The sequence below is a fragment of the Neomegalonema perideroedes DSM 15528 genome (assembly GCF_000374145.1).
Lineage (GTDB): Bacteria > Pseudomonadota > Alphaproteobacteria > Rhodobacterales > Rhodobacteraceae > Neomegalonema > Neomegalonema perideroedes.
This window is the reverse complement of sequence record NZ_KB893654.1, coordinates 518,222-543,988: the sequence shown is the minus strand read 5'-3', so window position 1 is coordinate 543,988 and position 25,767 is coordinate 518,222. Positions and strand designations below refer to the sequence as shown.

The window sequence follows — 25,767 nt, the reverse complement described above, 5'->3', positions numbered from 1 at the left end:
CGGAGCGGCCCGCCCCGGAGCGAACCGGAGCGGGCGGCCTTTCAGCGAAGACTTCAGGCGGATGTTCAGACTACGCGGAGAATCCGCGCCTCTGCGTCAGTGCAGGGAGGCGCCGTCGGGCTTGCCGCGCTTGACCTTCGCGACGCCGATGGCTCCGGGCGCGGCGACGCTCTTGGCCTGCGCCTTGCGCGCCACCACCTTCACCGAATCCGGAGGCGTCTGAGCGGCGGCCTTGGGCGCTGCCTTGCGGACGGCCACGCTTTTGGTCGCGCTCTTCGGCGCGGCGGGAGCCTTCACGGCTTTCGGCGCGGCGGCCTTCGCCGCGGCGGGGGCTTTCACGACCTTGGGCGCGGCGGCTTTCTTCGGAGCTTCGGCCTTTTTCACGGCGGGCTTGGCGGCGGATTTCGCCGGAGCGGCGGCCTTCACGGCCTTAGGCGCGGCGGGCGCTTTGGCGACCTTAGGCGCGGCGACCTTCACAGCCTTGGGGGCGGCGACTTTGGCGGTTTTCGGCGCGGCGGGAGCCTTCGCCGCCTTAGGCGCGGCGACGGCCTTCACGGCCTTAGGCGCGGCGGCTTTCTTCGGAGCTTCGGCCTTTTTCACGGCGGGCTTGGCGGCGGATTTCACCGGAGCGGCCTCCTTCACGGTTTTCGGCGCGGCGGGAGCCTTCGCCGCCTTGGGCGCGGCGGGGGCCTTCACGGCTTTCGGCGCGGCGGCTTTCTTCGGAGCGACGGGCTTCTCGGCTTTCGGCGCGGCGAGCGTCTTCGGAGCTTTGGCGATCTTGGGCGCGACGGCCTTGGACGCGACGGTTGGGGCGGTCTTGGCGGCGGGCGCCTTCGTCTTCGGCGCTTTGCGGTCTGCGGCGGGCGAGGGCGTCTTCGTCATGGTCGGTCCTTAATGGAAATTGATCGGTTTCAAGTCCTCGTGCTCGCAGCATGAACGCGATGTCTTGCGCAGTCTTTAAAAAAAATGCGGTTTTTTCTCGATTTCGGTCATGAATTCAGCCTATTCGAGGCTTAACGCCGTTCAGGATCCGTCAATTCCTTCTCAAAAGGGGTTTCGACTCTTCCCCCGGCGGAAATCCGCGCGGACCCGCTGGCGGCGATGACGAAAGCCTCCATATGATCAGAGCGCGATTCCTTCGGGAGCGCGCGGCCAAGACGAGCGAAAGGGACGGAATCATGAGCCTGTTCAGCTGCGGGCCCGGCGCGGGACGACGCCTCGCCTCTGGTTTTCTGGCGCTCGGCCTGATCTTCGGCGCGGGCGCCGCTCCGGCTGCGGCGCGCACGATCATCCGGGATTCCGAAATCGAGCGCACCCTCAAGCGCGAAGCCGAGCCGGTCTTGTCCGCCGCCGGAATTCCGGTGAACGACGTGCGTTTCTTCATCGTGCAGGATCCGAGCTTCAACGCCTTCATCGCCGACGGCCGCACCATGGGAATCAACACCGGCGCCCTCCTCGACATGACGACCCCCGAGGAGGTCATGGCCGTCATGGCCCATGAGGCGGGCCATATGGCGGGCGGCCATCACGCCCGACGCGGAGACGCTCTGCGCGCCGCGCGCGGCCAGATGATCCTGACCACCGTCCTCGGTCTGGCGGCGGGCGCGGCGGCGGGCTCCTCCGACGTGGCGGCGGCGGGCGTGATCGGCGGACAGCAGATCGGACAGCGCGCGGCGCTCGGCTTCAGCCGGGGCGAGGAATCCGCCGCCGATCAGGCCGCCGTCGGCTATCTGGAGCGGGCGGGCGTGGATCCCTCCGCGCTGAACAAGGTGATCGAGCGCCTGCGCCGTCAGGAGATGCTGATCTCCATCCGCGACCCCTATGTGCTGACCCATCCCATGACCGCCGATCGCGCCGAAAGCGTGGCCGAACGCATCGCCCGCTCGCCGCTGAAGGGCGCCGCGCCCGACTCCGACCGCGCTTATTGGCACGCCCGCCTCAGGGCCAAGCTCGCCGGCTTCCTCCAGACCCCCGCGCGCACTCTGGCGGCCTATCCGGCCTCCGACCTCTCGGAGCCCGCGCGTCTGGCGCGGGCCTCGGCTTATCATAAAAGCGCCCTGCGCGACCAAGCCCTGGCCGAGATGGACGCGCTGCTCGCCGCCCGGCCCTCGGATCCCTGGTATTGGGAGCTGCGCGGACAGATTCGTTTCGAAAGCGGCGATCCCGCGGGCGCCGTGGCGGATTACCAGCGCGCCGTCTCCCTCGCGCCGGAGGAGCCGCTGATCCGCGTCGCCTACGGACAGGCCCTTCTCGCCGCCGGACAAGTCGAGGCGGGGCGCGACGCCCTGATCCAGTCCATCCGTCAGGATGAGTTGAATCCGCACGCATGGCGCCAACTTTCCATAGCCGCGGGGCGTCTGAACGATCAGGGCCTCGCGCTGACCGCGGCCGCCGAGGCGCTCGCTCTGGGGGGCGACGTCAAAGCCGCCAAGGCTCAGGCCGAGCGCGCTCAGGCGGTTTCGCCTCACGGTTCCGTGTGGTGGATGCGGGCGGGCGACATCCTCGCCTTGCCCGACGCGCGGCGTTAACGTAATTAGGCGCAAGGATGATCCGTCTTCCGCCCCGGATTTTCGATCTTGGGCGGACGCGCCCCCCCATCCCCCCGCAGGAGCCCCGCATGCGTCCCTCTCTTCGCCGTCTCGTCCTCGCCGCCCCTCTCTTCGCCGCCGTTTCGGGCTTGGCGCTCTTCGCCGCCGCGCCCCGGGCCGAGGCGCTCGACGAGGCCGAGAAGACCGCCCTGCATGAGGAGATCCGCGCCTTCCTGCGGAGCAATCCCGAGGTCGTGATCGAGGCGCTTCAGGCCTATGACGCCAAACAGCGCGCCGAGGCCGCTTCGCTGGAGACCAAGCTCCTCGCCGACAACGCCGACGCGCTGTATTTCGACAAGCATTCCCATATCCGGGGCAATCCCGAAGGCGACGTCACGCTGGTCGAGTTCCTCGATTATCGCTGCGGCTTCTGCAAGCGCGCCCACAGCAAGATCCTCGACATCGTCGAGGCGGACGGCAACATCCGCTACGTGATCAAGGAATTCCCGATCCTCGGGCCGCAGTCGGTTTCGGCGGCCAAGGCCACCCTCGCCTCCATCGGGCTGGACGAGGACAAGACCTCCGCGCTTCAGGATCTGCTCATGACCCATGACGGAGAGCTGGACGACGCGACCATCCTCGACCTCGCCAAACAGGCCGGGCTCGACGCCGACAAGCTGACCGCCGCCATGGCCGATCCGCGCATCGAGGACTTCATCACGCTGAACTACCGGCTGGCCCGCACGCTGGACATCAACGGCACGCCCGCCTTCGCCATCGGCTCGACGCTGCTGCGCGGCGATCTGCCCGCGCCCGACATCCTCGCGGCCATCGAGCAGGCCCGCAAAGGCAAGGAGCCCGGCGTCCGGGCGGAGTGAGGAAAGGCGGGAGGCCCGGATCTCCGGCGCCTCCTCCCCTTTCGCGCCCTTCCCATAGGGAAAGCGGGTCTTGCTCCCCGCGCGCGGCTCGGCTAGAGCTTGCGGCTCGACAAGAACGCCCCCGACCAGCGCGCGGGGCGGCGCGAGGCGCGGGATCCATGACGCGCCGACGCCGAAAGGGAGAGGATGGAACATGGCGGATCGCATGGCGGCGGAGGCGCGTTCCGCCCATCTGCCTCAGGGCTCCGCTCCGTCTTCTCCGGATTTTTCCGGCTCCCCGACCCTCGTCGCGCTTTCCTCCCTCGCCGCCCGCGGCCTCGGGAGGCGTCTCCCCTTCTTCCCTCCGAGCGGCCTCAGGCGCGACCTGAGGCCCCGGCGCGCCGCTTCCGTCGCGGATCTCCGGCGCGCCCTCCCTGCGGCTCAGGCGGAACCGCCGAGGAGCGCCGCCATCAACCGGAGCTCTCGATGAGCAAAGACAAGACGGAATCCGACGTCGCCTTCATCCGCGCCCTCGCGGAGCTTCTCCAGACGACCGATCTCGCCGAGATTTCGGTGAAGCGCGAATATGGCGAGGACGACGAGCTTGAAGTGCGCCTCTCGCGCCAGAGCTCCAGCGCGCCGCCGCAGATCATCTACGCCGGAGCCCCCGGCCTCGCCGCCGCTCCGGCGGCCGCGGCCCCCGCCGCCGCGCCCGCGCCTGCGGCCCCGGCGCCCGCCGCCCAGAACGACCCCGCCAAAGACCCCAATTGCGTGCCTTCGCCCATGGTCGGCACGGCCTATCTCGCCGCCGAGCCCGGCGCCGAGCCCTTCGTCAAGGAAGGCGCGACGGTCTCGGCGGGCCAGACCCTGATCATCATCGAGGCGATGAAGACCATGAACGCCATCCCCGCGCCGCGCGCGGGCGTGGTCAGGCGCATCCTTGTGGCCGACGGAGCGCCCGTCGAATACGGCGCGCCGCTCATGATCGTGGAGTGAGGTCGGGATGTTCGACAAGATCCTGATCGCCAATCGCGGTGAAATCGCCCTGCGCATCCTGCGCGCCTGCAAGGACATGGGCGTGCGCACGGTCGCGGCCCACTCCACCGCCGACGCCGAGGCCATGCATGTGCGCTTCGCCGACGAATCCATCTGCATCGGGCCGCCCTCGGCGACGCAGAGCTATCTGAACATCCCCGCGCTGATCACCGCCTGCGAGCTGACCGGCGCTCAGGCGGTGCATCCGGGCTACGGCTTCCTCTCCGAGAAGGCCGAATTCGCCCAGATCCTCGAAGAGCACGGCCTGACCTTCATCGGCCCCAAAGCCGAGCATATCCGCCTCATGGGCGACAAGATCGCCGCCAAAGAGACCATGCGCCGGCTCGGCGTGCCGGTGGTGCCGGGCTCGGAGGGCGGAATCGACAGCGACGCCGAGGCTTTGGCCGTCGCCGCCGAGATGGGGTATCCGGTGCTGGTCAAGGCGGCGGCGGGCGGCGGCGGACGCGGCATGAAGGTCGCGCGCTCGGCTGAAGAGCTGCCGCGCGCCCTCGCCACGGCCCGAGCGGAGGCCAAGGCCGCCTTCGGCGACGACGCGGTTTATCTGGAGAAATACCTCCAGAAGCCGCGCCATATCGAGGTTCAGCTCTTCGCCGATTCCCACGGCAACGTGGTGCATCTCGGCGAGCGCGACTGCTCGCTTCAGCGGCGGCATCAAAAGGTGATGGAGGAATCCCCCTCCCCCGCCCTGACTCCCGCCCAGCGCGAGGAGATCGGCGAGACGGTGGCCTCGGCCATCCGCCAGCTGGGCTATCTGGGCGCGGGCACCATCGAATTCCTTTATGAGGACGGACGCTTCTACTTCATCGAGATGAACACCCGCATTCAGGTGGAGCATCCGGTGACCGAAGCCATCTACGACGTGGATCTCGTGCGCGAGCAGATCCGGGTGGCGGCGGGCGAAAAGCTCTCCTTCCGTCAGAAGGATCTCAAGCCGCGCGGCCACGCCATCGAATGCCGCATCAACGCCGAGAATCCGAAGACCTTCGTCCCCAATCCCGGCCTGATCAAATATTTCCACGCGCCCGGCGGGCTTGGGGTGCGTCTGGATTCGGCGATCTACGAGGGCTATCGGATCCCGCCCTATTACGACAGCCTGATCGGCAAGCTGATCATCCACGCCGACAGCCGCGCCGAATGCCTCATGCGGCTGCGGCGGGCGCTGAGCGAGATCGTGGTGGACGGGGTGAACACCACTCTGCCGCTCTTCGAGGAGCTGATCGAGAATCCCGATATTCAGGCCGGAGATTACGACATCCACTGGCTTGAGCGCTGGCTGGCCTCTCAGACGGAATGAGCATGAGCGCCGCGCCGTTGAGGATCACGCCGGAGCTTTTGCGGCGAGCCTATGCGGCGGGCGTCTTTCCCATGGGCGATTCGACCCGCCGCGAGGAAGTCCTCTGGTTCGACCCTCCGGCGCGCGGGATCCTGCCGCTGGAGTCCTTCCATATCCCGGCCCGGCTGGCCAAGACCCTCAAGCAAGGGGGCTACGAGGTCCGGCTCGACCATGACTTCCGCGCCGTCATGGAGGCCTGCGCCCGGCCCGACACCTGGATCACCGGGCCGATCATCGAGGCCTATGTCGCGCTCCATCGCGAGGGCGGCGCCCATAGCCTCGAAATCTGGCGCGAGGGGCGCCTGACCGGCGGGCTTTACGGCGTGTCTCTGGGCGCGGCCTTTTTCGGCGAGAGCATGTTCAGCCGCGAAACCGACGCCAGCAAAATCGCCCTCGTCCATCTCGTCGCGCGGCTGAGGGCGGGCGGCTTCCACCTGCTCGACACGCAATTCGTGACGGATCACCTCGCCCGCTTCGGCGCCGCGGAGATCCCCCGCGCCGAATATCAGCGACGGCTGGCGGCGGCTTTGCGGCGCAAAGGCGAGTTCCGTCAATTCGCGGCGGATTCCGATCCTTCGGCGGTTCTGCATTCGGCCACCCAGACGTCGTAACGCGGGTGGTCCAGCGCCGAGAGCGAGGGGCTTAAGGCGAAGATCCAGCCGGAGAAGATCGGGGCTGCGGCGGCGTCTCCGGTCTCCTCGCGGATGCGCAGGAAGGCGGCGGATTCGTCGCCGTCGATCTCGCGATGGCAGGCCAGAACCTCGACGATCAGCCCGCCGTAACGCGCCGTGGAGCCCACCGGCGAGACCAGAGCCCCCCTTGTGGAGGTCCGGCGGTCGAGAAAGCGCAGATGGGCCTCTGCCCCCGCCCGCATGCGGGCGGCGGGCGCGGGCGCCTCCAGAAGCTCGGGCGCGGGCGGCGGCTCCTCAGGGGGCGCGAAAGGGTTGGAGGGATCGGGCGCCGGAGTCACCTGAATCCGCTCGCCCTCGCGCAGCCAGACCTGCGCCGAGGCCGGCGCCGACGGAATCGCGCTCCAGCCCGCGCCGAGCCCCGCCGCCAGCAGAAGGCCCCTCCGGAGACAGGCCGTCCAAATCTTCGCGTCTTTCGCCGACCGCACGCGGTTCTCCTTCGTCATCGCGCCTTCCGCCCTCTTACGCAGGAAATCTAAAGCTTTTCCCCTCTGCGCGACAGGGCGCCTCTGGCCGCAGCCCCTCGGAGGCGCCTCTTGTGACTTTTCTTTTGCGAAAACGTCATGGACAGGTCATGCAGGCGGTGGTTTCAATGGCGCGACCAGCCGCTATGGAAAGGCGGCTCCGGAGAGAAAAGGGAACGCCCCATGTCGAGATTCAACCGCCGTTTCGTCCTGAAGGGCGCGGCCGCCGCCCTCGCCGCTCCTGCGGTCCTGCGCGCGCGCGACGCGCTGGCCTCCTCCGGCTCGGTGAACGTCTTCGCCTGGGGCGATTACATCCAGGACAACCAGATCGCCTGGTTCGAGGAGAAGACCGGGATCAAGGTCAACCTCTCGACCTACGGCTCCAACGACGAGGCGCAGCAGAAGCTCAAGGCCGCGGGCGGCAAGGGCTTCGACGTGATCTTCCCGAGCGTCACCAACGTGGTGGGCTATCGCGACGGCGATCAGTTCCTGCTGCAGGAGATCGACGAATCGAAGATCGACATGGAGAAGATCATCCCCTCGATGGTCCGCGACTCCATCGCGCTCGGCGCGGTGCAGGACGGAAAGCGCGTGGCTCTGCCCTTCAACTGGGGCACCGAGGCGGTCACCTTCGACAGCTCCGTCCATGACCTCGCGGACGCCGACGTCTCTTACGGCTCGCTCTGGTCGGGCAAGGCGAAGAGCGCCGCGCTGCGTCAGCGTTCGGGCATCATGGGCGTGGGGCTTTATCTCGACGCCACGGGCGAAGTTCCCTCGAACCGCATGCTCGACATCTACGCCAGCGAGGCCGAGGCCCGCCGCGTCTGGGATAAGGTCGCCGAGTTCATCATCAAGAACAAAGGCGACATCGGCGCCTTCTGGAACAACGCCACCGAGGCCGGCAACGCCTTTTCTCAGCAGGGCTGCTCCATCGGCCAGACCTGGGACACCACCGGCATCCTGCTCGCGCGCCAAGACGCCAAGTGGAAATACCGCATGCCCAAAGAAGGCGGCCTGACCTGGCTCGATTCCGTGGCGATCCCCGTCGGCGCCGAGAATCTGGATCAGGCCTACGCCTTCATCAACGCCTGCTACGAGGGCGAGATGGCGGGGCTTCATGTGGCCAACACCGGCTATAACTCCGCCGCCGTGGAGGCCGCCGCCCATGCGGGCGAGGATTACGCCAAGACCTTCGCCGAGATCTACACGCCGGAGGCTCTGGCGAATCTCTGGTGGTGGCAGGCCGACACGCCGTGGATCACCCCGCTGACTCAGGAATACGTCGACAAGATCACCAACGCCTGAGCGTCGTCCAGCGAAGCCGGAACGGCTGCGCGTCGTGAAAACGCGATCACGAAAGGCGAGCGTTCAGCGAAGACGTGAGCGCGTCGCGCGGGCGACGCGCTCAGGCGCGATCCGCGCGGGCGGAGGAGCTTCCGCCCGCGCTCTTCCGATTTGAAATCCGCAGGGGGATCCATGCAGGGGCAGGAAGTCGCGCTCGAAAGGCTCGGCATGAGGTTCGGCGAGTTCACCGCCGTCGAGCCCACGGATCTGACGATCAAGGCGGGCGAATTCTTCTCGATCCTCGGGCCTTCGGGCTGCGGCAAGACGACCATCCTGCGCATGGTCTCGGGGTTTCAGAGGCCCAGCGAGGGCCGCGTGCTGATCGGCGGACAGGACATGACCGCCCTCCCCCCCAATAAGCGCCCCACGGCGCTGATCTTCCAGACCCTCGCGCTCTTTCCGCTGATGACCATCTGGGAGAACGTCGCCTTCGGGCTGGAGGCTCAGGGCGTTCCGAAGGCTCAGCGCCGCAAACGCGCCGAGGAATTGCTCGATCTGGTCGCCCTCGGCGGTCAGGAGGAGAAGCGCCCGGCCCAGCTCTCCGGCGGCCAGCGTCAGCGCGTGGCGGTGGCGCGGGCTCTGGCGGTGGAGCCCGCCGTGCTGCTGCTCGACGAGCCGCTTTCGGCTCTGGATCTGAAGCTCCGCCAGCATATGCGCGCCGAGCTGAAGACCATCCAGCGGCGCACGGGCGTCACCTTCATCTACATCACCCATGATCAGGGCGAGGCCCTCGCCATGTCGGACCGCGTGGCGGTGATGCGGGCGGGGCGCGTCGAGCAGGTCGGCCCGACGGAGGAGATTTACAATCGCCCCGCCACCAGCTTCGCGGCCACCTTCGTCGGCGAGAACAACCTCTTTCGCGGGAAGACGACCCGCGCGGAAGGCGGCCTCGCCGAAATCTCGACGCCCTTCGGGCTCCTGCGCGGCGAGAACGCCGATTCTCTGGCCTTGGGCGAGGAGGCCATGCTCTTCATCCGCCCCGAGCGCCTCGCGCCCGCCCGCCCCGAGCATGATCTACGGCTGAAGGCTCAAGTCGAGCGGGCCGATCTGGAGGGGCCTTTCTTCAACCTCTTCCTGCGCGCCGGAGATCAGCGGATTTTGCTCCAGCTGCCCAATGAAGGCGCGACGCCGCCCGAGGGCGAAATGGAGCTGGGCTTCTCCAGCCGCGACGCGCGCGTGCTGCGGGCGGGGGCTCTGGCCCATGGGTGAGATGATCCGCTTTTACGGACGCTTCCTCACCGGGCTGATTCTGGCGCTGGTCGCCTTCTGGTTCTGCGCGCTGATCCTCATGCCGCAGATCAGCATGATCCAGCGCGCCTTTCATTACGAAGCCCGCGACGGCGCGGCGGCTCAGGCCGTGCTGGAGGCCAATCGGCTTCAGCAGCGCGTCGCGACCATGGAGTTCGACATTCGGGCTCTTGAGCGCGAAGTCGCGGCGGGCGGAGCGGGGGCGGCGCCTGCGGCGCCGAGCCCCTCCAATCCCTTCGCGGGCCTCCCGAGTCCCGGAGCCCCCCGCCCCGGCTTCGCGCCTTCGCCGGGCGGAGCCGCCGCCGAAGCCCCCGAGGCGCGGCTTGAGCGCCTGAAGACCGAACGCGAGGGCCTCACGGCGAGCATCGCCGGCGCCCGCGCCGAGGCGCAGCGTCTGCGCGCCGAAGAGGTCGCGGCGCAGGGCTGGTCTTTGCGCAATTTCACGCTGATGAGTCCGCTGCATTGGCGGATCTTCGGCCTGACGCTGGTCTATGCGCTCTGCGTCACGGTGCTGAGCTTCCTCGTCTGCTATCCCATCGCCTACGCCGCCGCTCAGGCGAAGACTCCCCGCCGCACGGCGCTTCTGCTGCTGGCGCTGACCATTCCTTACGCCCTGAACGAGCTTTTGCGGATCTTCGCCTGGACGATGATACTCGCCAATCAGGGCCTGTTGAACCAGACGCTGGACGCGCTCGGGATCATCGACCTGTCTCAAGGCGGCGCCGTCCGCTGGCTGGCCTCCAATGGCTCGGTGTTTCTGGTGATGGTCTACACCTATATGCTCTTCATGGTCTTCCCCATCTACGGCTCGCTGGAGACCCTCGACCGCAACCAGATCGAGGCGGCCAAAGACCTCGGCGCGAGCTCATGGCGGATTCACTGGCGCGTGGCTCTGCCGCATGCGCGGCCCGGCGTGGCGGTGGGCGCGATCATGACCTTCATGCTGGCCGTCGGCTCGCTTTCGGTGCCGCAATTGGTGGGTCCGGGGCTGCATCCCGATTGGTTCAGCCAGATCGTCAACCGCAATTTCTTCGAGTCGAACAATTGGAACGTCGGCTCGGCTCAGGCGCTCTTGCTGCTGGTCTCCTGCACGATCTTCATCTTCCTCGTGATGCGGATCTTCCGCGTCGGAATCCGGGAGATCGCCAGATGAGCGCCCAGACGAAGGCCCCGGCGGATTGGTCGGGCGTGATCCTCAAAGCCTATGTGGCCTTGTTCCTCGGCTTCATGTTCCTGCCGATCCTGCTCATGGCGGGGGCGGCCTTCAACGCCAACCCCACGCCCTCGGCTCTGGACTGGCGCGGCTTCACCACCGATTGGTTCACCGGACGCACGGATGAAGCCGGACGGGTTCTGGTGCGCGGCCTGCCTCAGGAGACGCGATTCCTTCAGGGGCTGAAGCATTCGATTTTGATCGCCTTGGGCGTCATCGCGATTTCGGTGCCGCTCGGGCTGGCGGGGGCTTTGCTGCTCACGCGGCTTGGAGGCAGGGCGACGGGGCCGCTCTATACGGCGTTGGTTTCGCCGCTGCTGACGCCCGGAATCGTGCTCGGCGTCTCGACGATGATCTTCTGGCGCGACGCCTTCGGCGTTCAGGCCGGACTCTTCACCGCCATGCTGGCGCAAAGCTGCTTCATCGCCTCCTATTGCATGCTGATGTTCATGGCGCGGCTTCAGCGTCAGGACCGATCCTTAGAAGAAGCCGCGCTGGATCTCGGGGCCTCGGGATTCTTCGCCTTCCGGCGGGTGACTCTGCCCTATCTCGCGCCGACCATCGTGGCGGCTTCGGCCATCGCCTTTCTGCAATCCAATGAGAATTACAACACGACCTTCTTCGCCATCGGCTCCTCATGGACGCTGGTCACCGAGATCGGCGCGCGGATGCGCTTCGGCGTCTCGCCGACGATCAACGCCATCGGCGTGATCTTCATTCTGCTGACGGTGGTCTTCGCGGCGCTCTGGGCCTTCAGCCTGAGAAAGAAGACCGCGTGAAGCTGATCTTCCGCCGCTCCGCCGAAAGCCGGGGCCTCGCAGAGCCTCGCCTCGCCCGCGAGGCTCTGCCCGATTGGCTCAAGGCCATGCCCGCGCAAGCTTGGTCCGAGGTCGCGGGGGCGGAGCTGCGGACGCTGAAGCATTGCCCGCCCTTCCTCGACGCCATGCGGGCGGGGGCGCTTTTGCCTCTGGCGGAGGATCTGCATTTCGACGGCGAAGACTTCTCATGGTCGGGAGACCCGGAGGCCCCGCCTCTGGCGGAGCGCTCGCCCATCGGGCTGCACGCCCCGGAGCAGGCGACGGGCGCGCCTTTCGCCCCTCAAGGCGAATTCATCGTCAAATTCCTGAACCGCTGGGCGATCGAGACTCCGCCGGGCTGGTCGTTATTGGTGGTCCATCCCTTCAATCGGCTGGATCTGCCTTTCCGCACTTTGGCGGGGATCGTGGAGGCGGATCTCTTTCGGCTCGGGCTGATCCATTTCCCGGCGCTCTGGACGGATCCCGATTTCCGGGGAACTCTGCCGAAGGGAACTCCGGTGGCGCAGATCCTGCCCATCCCCCGCGAGCCGCTGCACATCGAGCTTCGCCCTCTGACGCCCGCAGAGGCCGAGGAGCAAGCCGCCCTGCGCGAATCCCTCGCGACGGAGCCGGGAGTCTATCGCCGCCTCAGGAAGGGCGAATGAAGCCCGATCCGGCGCGACTGGCGGCTCAGGCTCAGGCGGCGCTTTCCCACGCCGACTGGCCCGCCGCCGTCGAGGCCCTGCGCGGGTTGATCGCCCTCGCGCCGCAAGCGCCCGCCGCTTTGGTCTATAATCTGGCTCTGGCGCTGAAATACGCGGGGCGGCCCAAGGAGGCCCTCGCGGAGTTCGACCGCGCCTTGCGTCTGGAGCCGGGGCGTCTCAAGGCGATCTATGAGCGCGCGGCGCTGCTCATGGAGGCGAGCCGCCCCGCCGAGGCTCTGGCGGGCTTCGAAGCCTATCTGAAGGCCGATCCGCAAGACGTCGACGCCCGACGCAATCGGGCGCGGCTTTTGCTGGCGCTCGGGCGCTGGAAGGAGGCGGAGGCGGCTTTCGCCCCCTTCTCCGACGAGGAGGGCGAGCTCGCGCGCCTGCGGCTTTCCGCCGAGCAGGGCCGCGCCGGAGAGGCCGCCGCCCGCGCCCGCGCCCTCATGATCCGGCCCGAAGCCCGGGCGGCGGTCCTCAAGATTCTGACCGCTTCGGGGCGCGGAAGCCTGCCGCTGCGCACCGCGCGCCTTCTGCCCAAGTGAGGCGCTCCGGCCCGGAGCGCGTGCGCCGCAGCAAGGCCGAGGTCGCCCGCATCTGAACGATGAACCCGCATCCGCCCTCCCGCGCGCGCCTTCGCCGAGGGGTCCGGCGCTTCTCCGGAGCGGCGGCGCGGGTCCGGCCTCCGCGGGGGCCTTCCCCAAGTTGGGACGACGCCTGCGGCGCGGCGGAGCGCCGGAATCGATTCCGCCCTGACGGGACGCGGCTTCGCCGCCGCACACGCCGCAGGCGAGAAGCGTTTTTTCTGCAATCGTCGGACCACGCCGAACCTTAGGCGTGCGTCGCAGCCCCATCCGTCTGAAGACTATCCTTTTGCGCAATCCGCCTTGCGATCCTGCGTTGAAGCGCCGCGGCGGCCCCTGATCCGATGTGGCGGGAAATCCTCAGCAATCGCTTCGGTCTTCGCTCAAATATCGGAGGAAAATTGCGTGAAAAGCCGAAAATCATAAAAATTGGAAGGATTTCTTCATATTTCATCAACAAAACGACGCCGACGGGAAAAGCGCCCGAGAACGAATCACGCCGCGGTTCACAGGCGCGGCGAAAGCGCCACATGAAAGCCATTCGACAGCACAATGTTTTCTTTATCAATCATCGTTATTTTTACGACACAGCAGCCATTGACAGCCGGAAACGCTCACGCGATGTTGCGAGCCGGGACAGCATAGAGGGCGCCATGACCGAAGATCATCCTGAGGAAAGCCGCGCGCCGACCGTCAATTCGTCGGGGATTCCCAGATGACCTTACATGCGCCTGAAACCCTGCGCGAAGCCCTCGGCTTCATTGTGCGGCGCCAGATTCTCAGCCGCAAAACCGCGGCCGCCGTCGTCTCCCTCGCGGCCCTCGGGGGCGCCTGGCAGGTCTACGCGGCCCGCCCCGCCGCCGAACCCTCTTATTTCGCCGCCCTCGATCCTCTCTCCTCCGAAGAAGGCGCCGCCCGCCTCGCGACGGGCGACGTCGAGACCGCCGCCCTCTCCGCCCCTGCGGGCGCCGGGCGCCACGGCGGCGCGCTGTTTCGCGGCGCCTCCGAGATCGCGCCCGCCTCGGCGCGGGAATACGGCGATCTGGCTCTGAGCCGCGCCGACGGCGGCCTCTTCGCCTCGGGCGTCCGCGCCACCCCGCAGGAGCGCGCCGAAGCCGTCTCCGTGCCGCGGGTCGCGCCCCGTCCGAGCCTGCTGCCCGGCGGCCTGCGCGCGCCGCCCATGCCCGACCAGCTTTTCGCCTACGCCGATCCGCATCCCTCCGCGCCGCGCGCCTATGCGCCGCAGGTGGGCGACCTCTCGGCGGGCGCGCCTCTGGCGGACGCCCTCGCCGCGCTCGGCCCCAGCACCAAAGAGCTGGTCGCCAAAGAAGGCGACACGCTTTATTCCCTGCTGTTGGCCGAAGGCGTCTCCGAGACCGAGGCCGAAGTGGCGGTGAGCAGCGCCTATGGCGACAGCCCGCGCCGCCTCAACGACGGGGACCGGGTGCAGATCACCTCCATCCCCAACGACCGCTCGGGCGCGACGCTCCAGAAGCTCAGCATCTACAACAGCGGGACGCAAGTCCTGAGCATGCGCTGGCTCTCCTCGGCGGCGAATTTCTGGGAGGAGCCGCCCGTGGTGCGCGCCGCCCTGACGCCGCCCGCCGCCGCGCCCGCCTCCTCCGCGCCGAGCAGCTCGCCCGCCCCCGCCGCGCGTCCGCAGACCGCCGCCGCCCGCCACGCCGAACGGATGTTTCAGGCGCGGGTCTCCGGCAGCATCTACGAGACGGGCGTGGATCAGGGCCTGAGCGCCGGTCAGATCGCCTCCTTCGTCGAGCTTTTCCGCCATAGCGTGGATTTCGAGCGCGACATCCGCCGCGGCGACGTCTTCGAGATCATGTTCGACCGCCGCCCCGACGATTCGGGCGCGCTGCAGGACGGCCCGATCCTCTACGCCGCTCTGAACGTGCGCGGCAAACGCCACGCCTTCTACCGCTTCGAGCGCGAGGACGGACGCGCCGCCTATTTCGACGAAAAAGGCGAGTCCAACCGTCGCGCCATCATCCGCACGCCGGTCGAGGGGCGGGTCTCCTCGCGCTTCGGCACGCGGCGCCATCCGATCAGCGGCTACACCCGCATGCATCAGGGCGTGGACTTCGCCGCCCCCACCGGCACGCCGATCATCGCGGCGGGCGACGGCGTGGTCACGCGGCGCGGCTGGGTCGGCGGCTACGGCAATTACGTCGAGATCAAGCACAACAACCAGTTCACCACCGCCTATGCGCATATGTCCAACTTCCATAAGGAAGTGAAGCGCGGCTCGCGGGTGAATCAGGGTCAGATCATCGGCTACGTCGGCAGCACGGGCAACTCCACCGGCCCCCATCTTCATTTCGAAGTGGTCAAGGAAGGCGTGAAGATCGACCCGATGAAGCTGCAGGACATCGGCGGTCTGCGGCTGGAGAAGGCCGAGCTTGAGGAATTCAAGACCCGCCGTGAGAACATCGCCGCCAAAATGAACGCCTATGTCGCCGATCTCGGCCAATAAGGGCGGCTGATCCAAGCCTTTTCCGAACCAGAGATGACGTCAGGCGGGGCCGCGAGGCTCCGCCTGATCCTTATTGGGGCGCGCGGCGGCGGGCTCCGGCGGCAGACGTTCGCGCAGAATCTGGAGGCTGGCCTCGAAGCCCGCCTCGTCGGCCATTTCGGTCAGGCTGGCGCGCTGGGCGCTCAGGCGCTTCAGAGCCTCGCCCAAAGCCTCGGCGGCCTGACGCCCCCGCTCGGACTCCGGCGCGGCGGCGGCGGCCTGCGCCAGATCGTTCAGAGATTCCGCCAGACGCCGCAGCCGCGTCGCCTGAGCCTCCGCGCCGGGCGCGCTCTCCTGAACCGCGCGGCGGACGGCGCGATATTCCTGCGCCAGACCGGCCAGAATCTCCTGAAGCTCGGGCGCGGCGCCCTCGCGGCGACGCAGCCGGGCGCGGGCGCGCGTCAAAGCGGCCTCCGTCGCGGCGAGCCGCCGCAGGGATTCCGGCTCCTCCGCAGCGGCGGAGGACTCGCGGCGGGCGGGCTTCGGGGCCTCCCGCGCCTCTCCGACGCGCCGCAGCGCGTTCAGAACCACATAGCCCGCAAGGAGCGGAAGCGGGAAGGACTCCTCATCGACCAGATCCAGCAGAGCCAGCGGCGAGAGGACCAGCCCCACCGCCGCCACGAGCCCGATCTCCGTCAACAGGCTCGATCCGAAACGCGAGGAAGGACGGATCATGCGGCGGAAAGGCGCGGACGCACCCGCAGAAGCCGCCCCATCCCATGAGCCGCCAAAGCGTAAAGCGGCGCGAAGACGATCCCCAGCAGAAAGACGAAAAGCCCGTAGATCAGCGGCTGCCAGCGGCTTTCCATCATCTGCGGCGCGGTTTCGGTCCAGCGGCGGGCGAGTTCGGGATCGATCTGCATCGGACCGTAGATCGTCAGATAAATCCAGAGCAGCAAAGGCGCGAGGATCAGCGAGGCGAAATTCGCCAGAAGGCCCCAGATCACCGCGTCGCGCCGGCTCGGATCGCCCAAATTCACCGCCCGCCAGGCCAAAGGCCCCCCGGAGAGGAAATAGGTCGGCGCTCCCACGATCATCGAGACCGCGATGATCGCGCCCAGCCCGTCGAGCCCGGGGACGCGCGAGGCCATCATCGCCGCGCCGAAGCCGCCGATCAGCGTCGGCGCCAGAATCAAAGCGAGCAGAAAGCGCGGAAGGCTGGGCGAGGAGGTCATCAGGGCTCCGTGGGTTTAAAAAGCGTCCAAGAGAGCGGAAGGCCGCCCTCGCTTCAGGACTCAGCGCCGGAAGAGGCCGCCCAGCACGCCCCGCACCAATTGCCGCGTGAGCTGGTTGGTCGCGGTGCGGGCCACGGATTTGGCGATGGTCTCGGCCACGCTGTCGGTGCGGCGCTGGGCGGGCGCGCGGGTTTTCGGCTGAGGCGCAGGAGCCGGAGCGCTCCGGCCATAGGGCCGACCGCCTCCCCCCCCGCCAGAACCGCCGTAAGGCTGGCCGCCTGAGGTTCGGCCGCCGTAAGGCTGGCCCTCATAGGCTTGGCCGCTTTGGCGGTCGCGTTTGAAGTCCTCCCAGCTATAGCCGGAATCTCCGGCGCCGCGCGCCGCCGAATCATCGGCGACGGAAGCGGGCTCCTCGGCGCGGCCGCGCAAGATCTCGAAGGCGGATTCGCGGTCCACGGCCTCCTCGTAAAAGCCGTGCAGCGGCGAGGCGGCGACCACGGCGGCGCGCTCCTGCGGCGAGATCGGCCCCATGCGCGAGCGCGGCGGACGGATCTTCGTGCGCTCGACCATGCTCGGGATTCCGCCCTGCTGAAGCGTCGAGACGAGGGCCTCGCCCACCGCGAGCTCTCCGATGGCCTGCGCCACGTCGAAACGCGGATTGGGACGGAAGGTGTCGGCGGCGGCTTTGACGGCGCGGGCGTCGCGCGGGGTGAAGGCCCGGAGCGCATGTTGCGCCCGGTTGCCGAGCTGCCCGAGCACAGCGTCCGGGATGTCGATGGGGTTTTGCGAGATGAAATAGACCCCCACCCCCTTCGAGCGGATCAGACGGGCCACCATCTCGATCTTCGCGAGCAGAGCCTTCGGCGCTTCGTTGAAGAGCAGATGCGCCTCGTCGAAGAAGAAGACGAATTTCGGTTTTTCAGGATCGCCCACCTCGGGCAAAACCTCGAAGAGCTCCGAAAGCAGCCAGAGCAGGAAGATCGCATAGAGCCGCGGCGACTGCATGAGCTTATCGGCGGCGAGGATGTTGACCTGTCCGCGCCCATCCGGCGCGCGCATCATCATATGGCGCAGATCAAGGGCGGGCTCGCCGAAGAAGCTTTCGGCGCCTTCGTTCTCCAGCACGAGAAGCCGCCGCTGAATCGCGCCCACGCTGGCCGCCGCGACCTGCCCGTAATTCGCGGAGATCTCCGCCGCGTTCTCCGCGACATGCTGGAGGATCGCCCGCAGATCCTTCATATCGAGCAGCAAAAGCCCGCCGTCGTCGGCGACGCGGAAGGCGATGTTGAGCACGCCCTCCTGAACCTCGTTGAGATCCATCAGCCGCGAGAGCAGCAAGGGCCCCATCTCGGAGACCGTCGCGCGGATCGGGTGCCCCTGCGCGCCGAAGAGATCCCAAAAGACCACAGGGAAGGACTCGGGCGCATAATCCGTCTCGCCGATGGAGGCGGCGCGCTCGGCGAAGCCCCTCCACTTGGGCGAGGCCGGATCCGCAGCCTGAGACAATCCCGCCAGATCGCCCTTCACATCCGCCAGAAAGACCGGCACGCCCGCCCGCGAAAAGGATTCGGCCATGATCTGGAGCGTCACGGTCTTGCCGGTTCCGGTGGCTCCGGCGATCAGGCCATGGCGGTTCCCGTATTTCAGCAAGAGATTCTGCGGCTGGTCATAGGCTTCGCCGCCGCCGCCCAGAAAAATCTCGAAACCGCTCATGCCGCGTCTCCCAGAGAAACCAGCCTCAAAACCCGCCTCCCGGATGTAACGAAGCCGCGCGGGAAAATCCAGAAGCGCGGGGGTCAACCGCCCCGGCGACGCGTCCGCCATTCCTCGCGGCTCTGGCCCCAGAGCTGAACCTGCGGCTTGGGCGGCGCGCCGGGCGTCGGCAGGCCGGGCGAGTCGATCATCCCCCGCAGCCGCGAGCCGAGCCTTTGCGCCACCGCCGCCGAAGCGAGATTCGCCGGAGCGATGACATGGACCGCCTCCGTCCAGCCGAGATCCTCAAAGGCCCAATCCATGGCGCGGGCGGCGGCCTCGGTGGCGTAGCCGCGCCCCCAGAAGCGTGGGTCCAGAGCCCATCCGATCTCCGGCGCGGGCCAGCCGGGCGGGAACCAAGGCCCCACCCGCCCGAGCCAGCGCCCGGAGTCTTTTTCAATCACCGAAAACAGCGAAGCCCCGTCGAGGCTCCAAGCGCCGGAGATCATCGCCATGGCCCGCCATGCGCCTTGCAGCGGCTGAGGCCCGCCGAAATGCAGCATGGCCTCAGGATCGGCCATCTTCTCGGCCCAGAAGCCGAGATCGCCCTTCTCCGGCGGACGCAGAATCAAACGATCCGTCTCCAGAACCACGCCGCCCATGCTCGCCTCCATATTCCCCTTCTTGACCCCCCCCGCGCCGCGCTTTACAGCCACAAGACGCGCCGCATCGGCGGCGTCAAGCCTGAGCGCGCCGCGCGGAAGCGGGCGCTATGGAGACTCGAAGATGACGAATTTGCAAGAACTCGCCCTGAACGCCCGCGTCTGGCCGTTCGAAGAGGCGCGCAGAATCGTCAAACGCATCGGCGGGAAGACTCCGGAAAAAGGCTATGTGCTGTTTGAGACGGGCTATGGGCCTTCGGGCCTGCCGCATCTGGGCACCTTCGGCGAAGTCATGCGCGCGACCATGGTCCGCCGCGCCTTCGAGCTGATGGCGCCGGGGATCCCGACGCGGCTCTTCTGCTTCTCCGACGATCTCGACGGGTTGCGCAAGGTGCCGGGCAACGTGCCCAATCAGGAGCTGCTCAAGGCCAATCTCGACAAGCCCCTGACCCAAGTGCCGGATCCCTTCGAGAAATTCCCGAGCTTCGGCGAGCATAACAACGCCATGCTCCGCGACTTCCTCGACCGCTTCGGCTTCGAATATGAATTCCAGTCGGCGACCGAGCGTTATAAGTCGGGCGTCTTCAACCCCATGCTGCTGCGGGTGCTGGAGCGCTTCGACGCCATCATGGCGATCATGATTCCGAGCCTCGGCGGCGTGAACGAGGAGCGCCTCGACACTTATTCGCCCTTCATGCCGATCTCGCCCAAGACCGGCAAGGTGCTCCAGACCAAGACCCTTGAGCGCAATCTCTCCAAGGGCACCATCGTCTACGCCGAGCCGGACGGCGAGAAGGTCGAAATCTCGGTGTTGGACGGGAATTGCAAGCTGCAATGGAAGCCCGATTTCGGCATGCGCTGGGCGGCCCTCGGCGTGGATTACGAGATGTCCGGCAAGGATCTCATCGCCTCGGTGGAGCTGGCGACCGAGATTTGTCAGGCCCTCGGCGAGACCCCGCCCGAAACCTATATCTATGAGCATTTCCTCGATGAGGAAGGCAAGAAGATCTCCAAATCCAAGGGCAACGGCCTGACCATGGAGCAATGGCTCACCTACGCCTCGCCGGAGAGCCTCGGCTATTACATGTTCCAGAAGCCCCGCACCGCCAAGCGGCTCTATTTCTCGGTGATTCCGAAGGCCGTGGACGAATATCATCAGCAGCTCGGCGCTTTCGAGCGGCAGGACGAGGCCGCGCGGCTCGAAAACCCGGTCTGGCATGTGCATCAGGGGAATCCGCCGCAAAGCGATCTGCCGATCACCTTCGCCATGCTCCAGAATCTGGCCATCGCCTCGGGCGCCGAAGACGCCTCGAAGATGTGGGGCTTCATCCGCCGCTACGTCCCCGGCGCCTCGCCCGAGACCCATCCCGGCCTCGACGCGGCGGCGGCTCAAGCGGCGCGCTTCGCCACGGATCAGGTGAAGCGCAATTACCGCCTGCCCACCGAGCGCGAGCGCGCGGCCTTCGCGGATCTGGCGCTGCAATTGCGCAACGCCCCTGTGGAGGCCGACGCCAAAGCCTTGCAGGACATCGCCTATGAGGTCGGCAAGGCCCATGGCTTCGAGAATCTGCGCGATTGGTTCAAGGCGCTCTACGAGGTGCTTTTGGGCCAAGAGGAAGGCCCGCGCTTCGGCGGCTTCGCGGCGCTTTACGGCGTCGAGGCCACGGCGACCCTCATCGACGAGGCTCTGGCCAAGGGCGCGGCCCAAGCCTGAGCTTCAGCCCTGAGCTTGAAGAACGCGGCGGCTCCGAAGATCGGGGCCGCCTTTTTTCATCTGGGCGCGGCGCTTCCCACCCAGCCGTCGCCCATCCGGCAGAGCATGGCCGCCGCGCCGTCCGAAGGCCGGTCGATGCGGAGGCAGCCGGGCGAAAGCTCCGTCTTGACGCATTCCCCCGGCTCGCCGCGCAAGGCCCGCCCGATGCACTCTTCGCCTCCTGCGGCGTGGTTCAGATCAGGCGGCCTCGGATCGACCCAATCGCGCAGCCGAGGCCCGAAGGTCATCCCGACCAGAATCCCCAACAGCAGCAGGCCGATCCGCGGCAAGGTCACGATGCGGAGCATGACGACCACCCCAGACCGGGATCCGCGCGGATCATCCGATCTTTCCGGCCTCGAAAAGCTGTTTGGCGAGGCTCGGCGCCGCAGGATTGACCCGCTTGGCCTCATCCTGCCCGATCAGGCCCTTCTGAACCGCCGGACGCCCGCCCACGCGCTCCAGCCATGCGGAGAGATTCTTCAGCTCCGAAATATCCTGAGCCTGCATCTCCCAGAGCCGCACCCAAGGCCAAAGCGCCATATCCGCGATGGAATATTCGCCCGCCACGAAGTCGCGGCCTGCGAGGCGCTTGTCGAGGACGCCGTAAAGCCGCGCCACCTCGCTGGAGTAGCGCTTTTTGCCATAAGGCACGTCCTCGGGCGCGAAGCGCAAAAAATGATGCGCCTGACCGGCCATCGGCCCCACGCCGCCCATCTGCCAGAAGAGCCATTGCTCGACCTCAGCGCGGGCGCGCGGATCCTCGGGATAAAATTTCCCGGTCTTGCGTCCGAGATATTGCAGGATCGCCCCCGATTCGAAGAGCGCGATCGGGGCGCCGTCGGGGCCTTCGGGATCGAGGATCGCCGGAATGCGGTTGTTCGGCGACAAGGCGAGGAACTCCGGCGCGAATTGCTCGTTTTTGCCGATGTTCACCCAGCGGATTTCATAGGGCAGGCCCATCTCCTCAAGGGCGATGGAGACCTTATAGCCGTTCGGGGTGACCCAGGTATGCAGTTCGATGGGAGCGGACATCAGCTTCTCCTTTGACGAGGCCCCGCCTATCGACGCCTTCGGCGAGGGCTTGTCAATCATCCGCTCTTCACGCTTTCGCCGCGCTCGCGCCGCAATCGCGCCTTACACCCGGCGCAGGGTTGAAATCAGATTGAAGCCTCGCCTTTCAGGAGATCGCGATGTCCCGCCTCCTCTCCCTCGGCGCTTTCGGATTGGCGCTCGCTCTGGCCGGACCGGCCGCGGCGCAAAGCTACGCCTATCCGGCGCCGACCATCCTCGTTCCTCCCGGCTATTCCCCCGGCTATCCGGCCATCGTCGCGCCCGCGCCGCGCCCGCCCTGTTATTGCGTCAAGGCCCCCTGCTTCTGCGACGCGCCCGGAGAATGGGGCGGAGGATGGAGCGAAGTTCCGCGGCCTCTGCCCGGCCGGGGCTGGCCGCCTCCGCCCTCTTGGGGCGGGGGATGGGGGGGCGGGGGATGGGGAGGCGGCGGATGGGGCGGCCCTCCGCATTGGGGCGGAGGCTGGCCCGGCGCCTGGGATCGTCCGGCGCCGCCGCCGCTCTGGCGCTGAGCCCTCAAGGACGCAAGGGAGACGGAGCGCCGCGCGCCCGCCTCCCATCGACGCAGCCGCGCCTTTTTCAGGAGCTTCGGCCTCATGTCCCGCTTTCCGACTCCCCGCTTTTCTCCTCTCCCGGCCCTCGCCTTCGCCCTGATCTGCGCGGCCCCCGCCGCCGCTCTGGAGCCTCCCGCGCCCATCGAGCCGCCCGGCGCGCGCTTCGTGGCCTGCGACAACGGCCTGCGCTGCGTCCGGGCGCCCTGCCCCGCGCGCGACGCCTATGACCTTGACGCGCAGGCGCGCGTCCATGGCGTGGATTTCGACGCCTCGCCCCTGACTCCGGAGGAGCGGACGCGGCTGAACGAAGAGCGCGGGCTCTATTACGGCACGCTCGCGGTGATCGGCCATATCGAGGAGCGGCCCTTCACGCTCCCCGAAGGCGGAGAGCCCCGCAGCCGCCCGGTTCTGGTGATCTCTTCGGTGATCGGCCCCGCGCCGGAGGAAGCGGCGGCGCTTTGTCGAGGCCGCTAGCCCGCCGCTCCATATTCAGGAGAACGCCCATGCCCTTCCCCCTTCCGCGCCTTGCGGCCTTCGGCTTGCTGGGCCTCGCCCTCGCTTCGCCCGCCGCCGCGCGCTCGGCCTTTCCGCGCCAAAGCGCGTGGATCGCCTGCCAGAACGGCTTGCTGTGCGTGCGGGCGCCCTGCCCCTCGATCAACGCCCTGAACCTCGGGACGGGCGAGATCCGGAGCATCCACAGAACGGAGATCTCCCAGCTCTCCCCCGCCGAGCAGGCCGCCGCCATGGAGGAGAACGCCCTCCGGAGCGGAACGCGGGTCCTGGAGGGCGAAATCCGGACGCGCCCGGTTTCCTTCGGCGGGCGCGAGGAGCCGGAGATCAGCCTCGTCGCCGCAGCTTTGGGGCGCGCCTCGACCCCGGCCGAACAAGCGGCCTGCCGGGCGGCGGGCTCGCGCTTCTCGCCGCCCTCCTGATCGGATTTCGTTCGGTCGCGCGATTCGCGCTCAGGCGGCGGCGCGCAGCGCCTCCACGAGGTCGGTGGCGGCCTCGGCCCAATCGGGATCGGCGTCGCTGGCGGCGTCCTCGATGACGCGGGCCGTGTCGGCGAGTTCGTCCATGCCGAGGAAGCCCGCCGCGCCGACGGTCTGATGCGCCAGATCCCGCCCGCGCAAAGCGTCTCCGGCGGCGCAGGCCGCCTCCAGCTCGTCGGCGAGGCGGCGGAACTCGACCAGCGCCCGCGCCCGAAGCTGCGCCACGTCGCTGGCCTCGGCCTCGTCGCGCAGGAGACGCGGCGCCGCCTCGGCGCCGCCCCCCCCTCTGGACCGGCGGCGGCTTGACGCCCCGCGCCTCCATCGCCCGCAGCAGGCTGGCGACCAGCCCGTCGCGCGAGGTGGGCTTGAGCGCCACCTCGTCCACCCCCGCCTCCCGCAGAGAATTGCGGGCGCGCTCGGTGGCGTCGGCGGTGAGCGCCACGATGGGCGCCGCGGCGTTGGGGCCGCCGCCGTCGCGGATGGCGCGGGCGGCCTCGGCGCCGGTCATGCGCGGCGTGTGCAGATCCAGCAGAATCAGATCGAAGCCCGCCGCCTGAGCCAGAGCGAAAGCCTCGGCGCCGTCGCGGGCCAGCTCGATGGTGGCGCCCTCGCGCTTGAGCTGCATGGCCACGATCATCTGATTGATCGGCTGATCCTCGGAGAGCAGCACCCTCAGCCCCGGCAGACGCGGCGGCTCGGCGCCGCCCGGCTCGCCCTCGACCGCTTCGAGGCCCGCCAATTTGCGCAGAGTCTCCATATCGACGGGCGTGACCCCGGCGCGGCCGTTCTCGAAGCCCTCGGCGCGCGGATCCACGCCGGGCGTCGGCGCGTCGAGCCGCAGAGCCGCCATGCGCGCGCCCCGCGCCGCAGGCGTCAGCCGCGCGAGGGCCTCGGCCGCCGCGCGGCCCGGCCCCACCACCAGCACGGCGTCGAAATTCTGCGCCGCGAGCAGCACCTGCGCGCCCTCCAGCGCCCGCGCCGCCCGCACATGGGCGCCCAGATGGATCAAATGCTCGGCGAGGGAGCTCGGCGGGCTCGGATCCACGCGCAGCAGCAGCAGCCGCACGCCCGACAAAAGGCCGGGCCGGGCCTCCTCCTGTCCGGGAGCCTCCTCGACGGCCTCGACCAGCGGGATCTCCAGCCAGAAGACGCTGCCGCCGCCCATGCGCGGCTTATGCCCCATGGCGCCGCCGAAGGCGCTCGCCAGACGCGCCGAAATCGCCAGCCCCAGGCCCACGCCGTCCGAGCGCGGCCCGGCGGGCGTCGAGGCCTGGCTGAACTTCTGGAAGATCCGCTCCTGATCGACCGCGTCGACGCCGGGGCCGCTGTCCTCGACCTCGACGCGCAGACGCGCCTCGCCCCGGGCGTCGACCACCGCGAAGGCGCGGGCGGCCACGCCGCCCTTCTGGGTGAACTTCACCGCATTGGCCACGAGGTTCAGCAGAATCTGACGCAGACGCGCCGGATCGGCCAAGATCGCCGAAGGCGTCTGAGGATCCACCGCATAGGAGAGTTCAAGCCCCTTCTGCCAAGCCTGAGGCGCCACGATGGCGAAGACGTCGGCCAGAAGCCGCAGCGGCGAAGTGGGCTCCGGCGAGAGGGTGAGCTTGCCCTCCTCCATGCGCGCGTCGTCCAGCACCTCGGAGAGCAGCGCCACCAGCGCCGTGGCCGAAGAGCGCGCGATGCGGGCGTGGGTCTTCTGATCCTCGCGGAGCCCCGTCTCCTCCAGAGCGGCCAGCATGCCCAGAACTCCGTTCAGCGGCGTGCGGATCTCATGGCTCATGGTGGCGACGAAATCGGCTTTGGCCCGCAGGCCCGCCTCGGCCTGATGGGCGAGGGTCAGGTTATGCTCGGCCAATTCGAGGGCGCGGCGGTTCTCGGCCTTCAGCCCCGCCAGCAGAGCCAACACCGCCGCCGCCGTGCCCAAGCCCAGCACCAGCACCAGACGCGCGCCGTCGCGCAGCGAGAAGCGCACCTCGGCGGCGATGGCGATGTCGCGCTGGCTGAGCTGCTGCGAGACTCCGCGGAAGGCCGCGCGGACCTCGGTCATCTCATAGAGCAGGTTTTCATATTCCAGACGCGGCCGCTCGATCTCGACGCTCGCGCCCGTGCCCATCCAGGCGTTGGCGTCCAGCGTGACGCGGATGCGCTCCAGCACCTCGCGGGCCTGAGGCAATTCGCGCACGCGGGCGGCGACGTAGCCCTCTTCATAAATGGTCAGCTGCGAGGCGAGGGTCTCATAGGCCCGCCGCAGCTGAGAGGCGGCCACCTGGCGCCAGACCGGCGGATAAGCTTCTTCGGCCTCGTCGCCGCTCACCGCGCTTTGGGCGTTGGCCAGAGAGGCCACCAATTGGCTGAGGTTGGCGTCTGTGGTGAGCGCCTCCACGGTGGCGCGCTCGCGCCCCGTGTTCTGCAAGGCGCGTTCGCTGCGGACGAGGTAAAGCGCCACCACCGCCGTCAGGGCGAGGCCCGCCAACAACGCCAGCACGCCGAGGATGCGGGCCGAAGCCGCGTCCCGCCAGAGCGA

At 68.2% G+C, this 25,767-nt stretch carries 27 protein-coding genes and 1 pseudogene; 18 read left to right on the top strand and 10 right to left on the bottom strand.

Annotation, left to right across the window (positions count from 1 at the left end):
* Positions 1-96: 96 nt before the first annotated feature.
* Entirely contained in the window at positions 97-258 is a 162-nt protein-coding gene (locus tag B161_RS19625; protein ID WP_018633201.1) for a hypothetical protein, read from the bottom strand.
* Here B161_RS19625 and B161_RS18905 point away from each other — a divergent pair.
* The 6 genes from B161_RS18905 to aat all read left to right on the top strand — a co-directional run bounded on the left by B161_RS18905 (position 245) and on the right by aat (position 6,385).
* Entirely contained in the window at positions 245-895 is a 651-nt protein-coding gene (locus B161_RS18905; RefSeq protein WP_018633200.1) for a hypothetical protein, read from the top strand. The two genes, B161_RS19625 and B161_RS18905, sit on opposite strands and share 14 nt — an antisense overlap.
* Positions 896-1,178: 283 nt before the next feature.
* A complete protein-coding gene (locus tag B161_RS0109700; RefSeq protein WP_169338277.1) occupies positions 1,179-2,528 on the top strand; it encodes a M48 family metalloprotease in 1,350 nt (449 codons plus the stop codon).
* Positions 2,529-2,617: 89 nt separating this feature from the next.
* Positions 2,618-3,406 (top strand): DsbA family protein, encoded by a 789-nt coding sequence (locus B161_RS0109695; protein WP_018633197.1) that lies wholly within the window; start codon positions 2,618-2,620, stop codon positions 3,404-3,406.
* A 465-nt stretch (positions 3,407-3,871) separates the two neighbouring features.
* Positions 3,872-4,381: an acetyl-CoA carboxylase biotin carboxyl carrier protein gene (gene accB / locus B161_RS0109685; RefSeq protein WP_018633195.1), complete on the top strand. Its 510-nt coding sequence runs from the start codon at positions 3,872-3,874 to the stop codon at positions 4,379-4,381.
* Positions 4,382-4,388: 7 nt separating this feature from the next.
* Positions 4,389-5,735, top strand: coding sequence for an acetyl-CoA carboxylase biotin carboxylase subunit (gene accC / locus B161_RS0109680; protein WP_018633194.1), 1,347 nt, complete (start codon positions 4,389-4,391; stop codon positions 5,733-5,735).
* A 2-nt stretch (positions 5,736-5,737) separates the two neighbouring features.
* The gene (aat, locus tag B161_RS0109675) at positions 5,738-6,385 is read left to right on the top strand and encodes a leucyl/phenylalanyl-tRNA--protein transferase (RefSeq protein WP_018633193.1); all 648 of its coding nucleotides are present in this window, start codon (positions 5,738-5,740) and stop codon (positions 6,383-6,385) included.
* Here the strand turns inward: aat and B161_RS18900 are convergent.
* Entirely contained in the window at positions 6,325-6,891 is a 567-nt protein-coding gene (locus tag B161_RS18900; protein ID WP_157755600.1) for a DUF2155 domain-containing protein, read from the bottom strand. The two genes, aat and B161_RS18900, sit on opposite strands and share 61 nt — an antisense overlap.
* A 219-nt stretch (positions 6,892-7,110) precedes the next feature.
* On the opposite strand from B161_RS18900, the gene B161_RS0109665 reads away from it, so the two are divergent.
* The 8 genes from B161_RS0109665 (at position 7,111) to B161_RS18895 (ending at position 15,305) form a co-directional block, all read left to right on the top strand.
* Positions 7,111-8,232, top strand: a complete 1,122-nt coding sequence (locus tag B161_RS0109665) for an extracellular solute-binding protein (RefSeq protein ID WP_018633191.1) — start codon at positions 7,111-7,113, stop codon at positions 8,230-8,232.
* 171 nt (positions 8,233-8,403) lie between these two features.
* Entirely contained in the window at positions 8,404-9,480 is a 1,077-nt protein-coding gene (locus B161_RS0109660; protein ID WP_018633190.1) for an ABC transporter ATP-binding protein, read from the top strand.
* Entirely contained in the window at positions 9,473-10,672 is a 1,200-nt protein-coding gene (locus tag B161_RS0109655; RefSeq protein WP_018633189.1) for an ABC transporter permease, read from the top strand. The genes B161_RS0109660 and B161_RS0109655 overlap by 8 nt, the downstream gene beginning before the upstream one ends.
* Complete coding sequence (locus B161_RS0109650; RefSeq protein ID WP_018633188.1) at positions 10,669-11,511, top strand: ABC transporter permease; 843 nt, start codon at positions 10,669-10,671, stop codon at positions 11,509-11,511. The genes B161_RS0109655 and B161_RS0109650 overlap by 4 nt, the downstream gene beginning before the upstream one ends.
* A complete protein-coding gene (locus B161_RS0109645; protein ID WP_018633187.1) occupies positions 11,508-12,194 on the top strand; it encodes a hypothetical protein in 687 nt (228 codons plus the stop codon). The genes B161_RS0109650 and B161_RS0109645 overlap by 4 nt, the downstream gene beginning before the upstream one ends.
* On the top strand, positions 12,191-12,778 hold the full coding sequence (locus B161_RS0109640; protein ID WP_018633186.1) for a tetratricopeptide repeat protein: 588 nt from the start codon (positions 12,191-12,193) through the stop codon (positions 12,776-12,778). The genes B161_RS0109645 and B161_RS0109640 overlap by 4 nt, the downstream gene beginning before the upstream one ends.
* A 383-nt stretch (positions 12,779-13,161) precedes the next feature.
* The gene (locus tag B161_RS19620; protein WP_157755599.1) at positions 13,162-13,536 is read left to right on the top strand and encodes a hypothetical protein; all 375 of its coding nucleotides are present in this window, start codon (positions 13,162-13,164) and stop codon (positions 13,534-13,536) included.
* Positions 13,533-15,305, top strand: coding sequence for a M23 family metallopeptidase (locus B161_RS18895; protein WP_018633185.1), 1,773 nt, complete (start codon positions 13,533-13,535; stop codon positions 15,303-15,305). The genes B161_RS19620 and B161_RS18895 overlap by 4 nt, the downstream gene beginning before the upstream one ends.
* Before the next feature lie 39 nt (positions 15,306-15,344).
* On the opposite strand, the gene B161_RS0109630 is transcribed toward B161_RS18895, so the two are convergent.
* From B161_RS0109630 to B161_RS0109615, 4 genes are all read right to left on the bottom strand, one after another.
* Entirely contained in the window at positions 15,345-15,983 is a 639-nt protein-coding gene (locus B161_RS0109630) for a hypothetical protein (RefSeq protein WP_157755598.1), read from the bottom strand.
* 32 nt (positions 15,984-16,015) lie between these two features.
* Entirely contained in the window at positions 16,016-16,519 is a 504-nt protein-coding gene (locus B161_RS0109625) for a hypothetical protein (protein ID WP_018633183.1), read from the bottom strand.
* A gap of 60 nt (positions 16,520-16,579) precedes the next feature.
* The gene (locus B161_RS0109620) at positions 16,580-18,232 is read right to left on the bottom strand and encodes a helicase HerA-like domain-containing protein (protein ID WP_018633182.1); all 1,653 of its coding nucleotides are present in this window, start codon (positions 18,230-18,232) and stop codon (positions 16,580-16,582) included.
* A gap of 83 nt (positions 18,233-18,315) precedes the next feature.
* Positions 18,316-18,885 (bottom strand): GNAT family N-acetyltransferase, encoded by a 570-nt coding sequence (locus tag B161_RS0109615; protein ID WP_018633181.1) that lies wholly within the window; start codon positions 18,883-18,885, stop codon positions 18,316-18,318.
* A 112-nt stretch (positions 18,886-18,997) separates the two neighbouring features.
* Here B161_RS0109615 and B161_RS0109610 point away from each other — a divergent pair, with 112 nt between their 5' ends.
* Positions 18,998-20,587: a lysine--tRNA ligase gene (locus tag B161_RS0109610; protein WP_018633180.1), complete on the top strand. Its 1,590-nt coding sequence runs from the start codon at positions 18,998-19,000 to the stop codon at positions 20,585-20,587.
* Between the two features lie 56 nt (positions 20,588-20,643).
* On the opposite strand, the gene B161_RS0109605 is transcribed toward B161_RS0109610, so the two are convergent.
* Together B161_RS0109605 and B161_RS0109600 are read right to left on the bottom strand one after the other, a co-directional pair.
* Entirely contained in the window at positions 20,644-20,934 is a 291-nt protein-coding gene (locus B161_RS0109605; protein ID WP_018633179.1) for a hypothetical protein, read from the bottom strand.
* Between the two features lie 31 nt (positions 20,935-20,965).
* Complete coding sequence (locus tag B161_RS0109600; RefSeq protein ID WP_018633178.1) at positions 20,966-21,661, bottom strand: glutathione S-transferase family protein; 696 nt, start codon at positions 21,659-21,661, stop codon at positions 20,966-20,968.
* Positions 21,662-21,819: 158 nt separating this feature from the next.
* Here B161_RS0109600 and B161_RS17690 point away from each other — a divergent pair, with 158 nt between their 5' ends.
* From B161_RS17690 to B161_RS0109585, 3 genes are all read left to right on the top strand, one after another.
* The gene (locus tag B161_RS17690; protein ID WP_018633177.1) at positions 21,820-22,209 is read left to right on the top strand and encodes a hypothetical protein; all 390 of its coding nucleotides are present in this window, start codon (positions 21,820-21,822) and stop codon (positions 22,207-22,209) included.
* 84 nt (positions 22,210-22,293) lie between these two features.
* The gene (locus B161_RS18890; RefSeq protein WP_018633176.1) at positions 22,294-22,725 is read left to right on the top strand and encodes a hypothetical protein; all 432 of its coding nucleotides are present in this window, start codon (positions 22,294-22,296) and stop codon (positions 22,723-22,725) included.
* Positions 22,726-22,754: 29 nt separating this feature from the next.
* Complete coding sequence (locus tag B161_RS0109585; RefSeq protein WP_018633175.1) at positions 22,755-23,183, top strand: DUF6748 domain-containing protein; 429 nt, start codon at positions 22,755-22,757, stop codon at positions 23,181-23,183.
* 30 nt (positions 23,184-23,213) lie between these two features.
* On the opposite strand, the gene B161_RS20285 is transcribed toward B161_RS0109585, so the two are convergent.
* Both B161_RS20285 and B161_RS20280 read right to left on the bottom strand, forming a co-directional pair.
* Positions 23,214-23,465, bottom strand: a complete 252-nt coding sequence (locus B161_RS20285) for an Hpt domain-containing protein (RefSeq protein WP_407635461.1) — start codon at positions 23,463-23,465, stop codon at positions 23,214-23,216.
* A gap of 121 nt (positions 23,466-23,586) precedes the next feature.
* Positions 23,587-25,290 (bottom strand): annotated as a pseudogene (locus B161_RS20280) (ATP-binding protein); the annotation flags it as partial.
* Between the last annotated feature and the right edge of the window lie 477 nt (positions 25,291-25,767).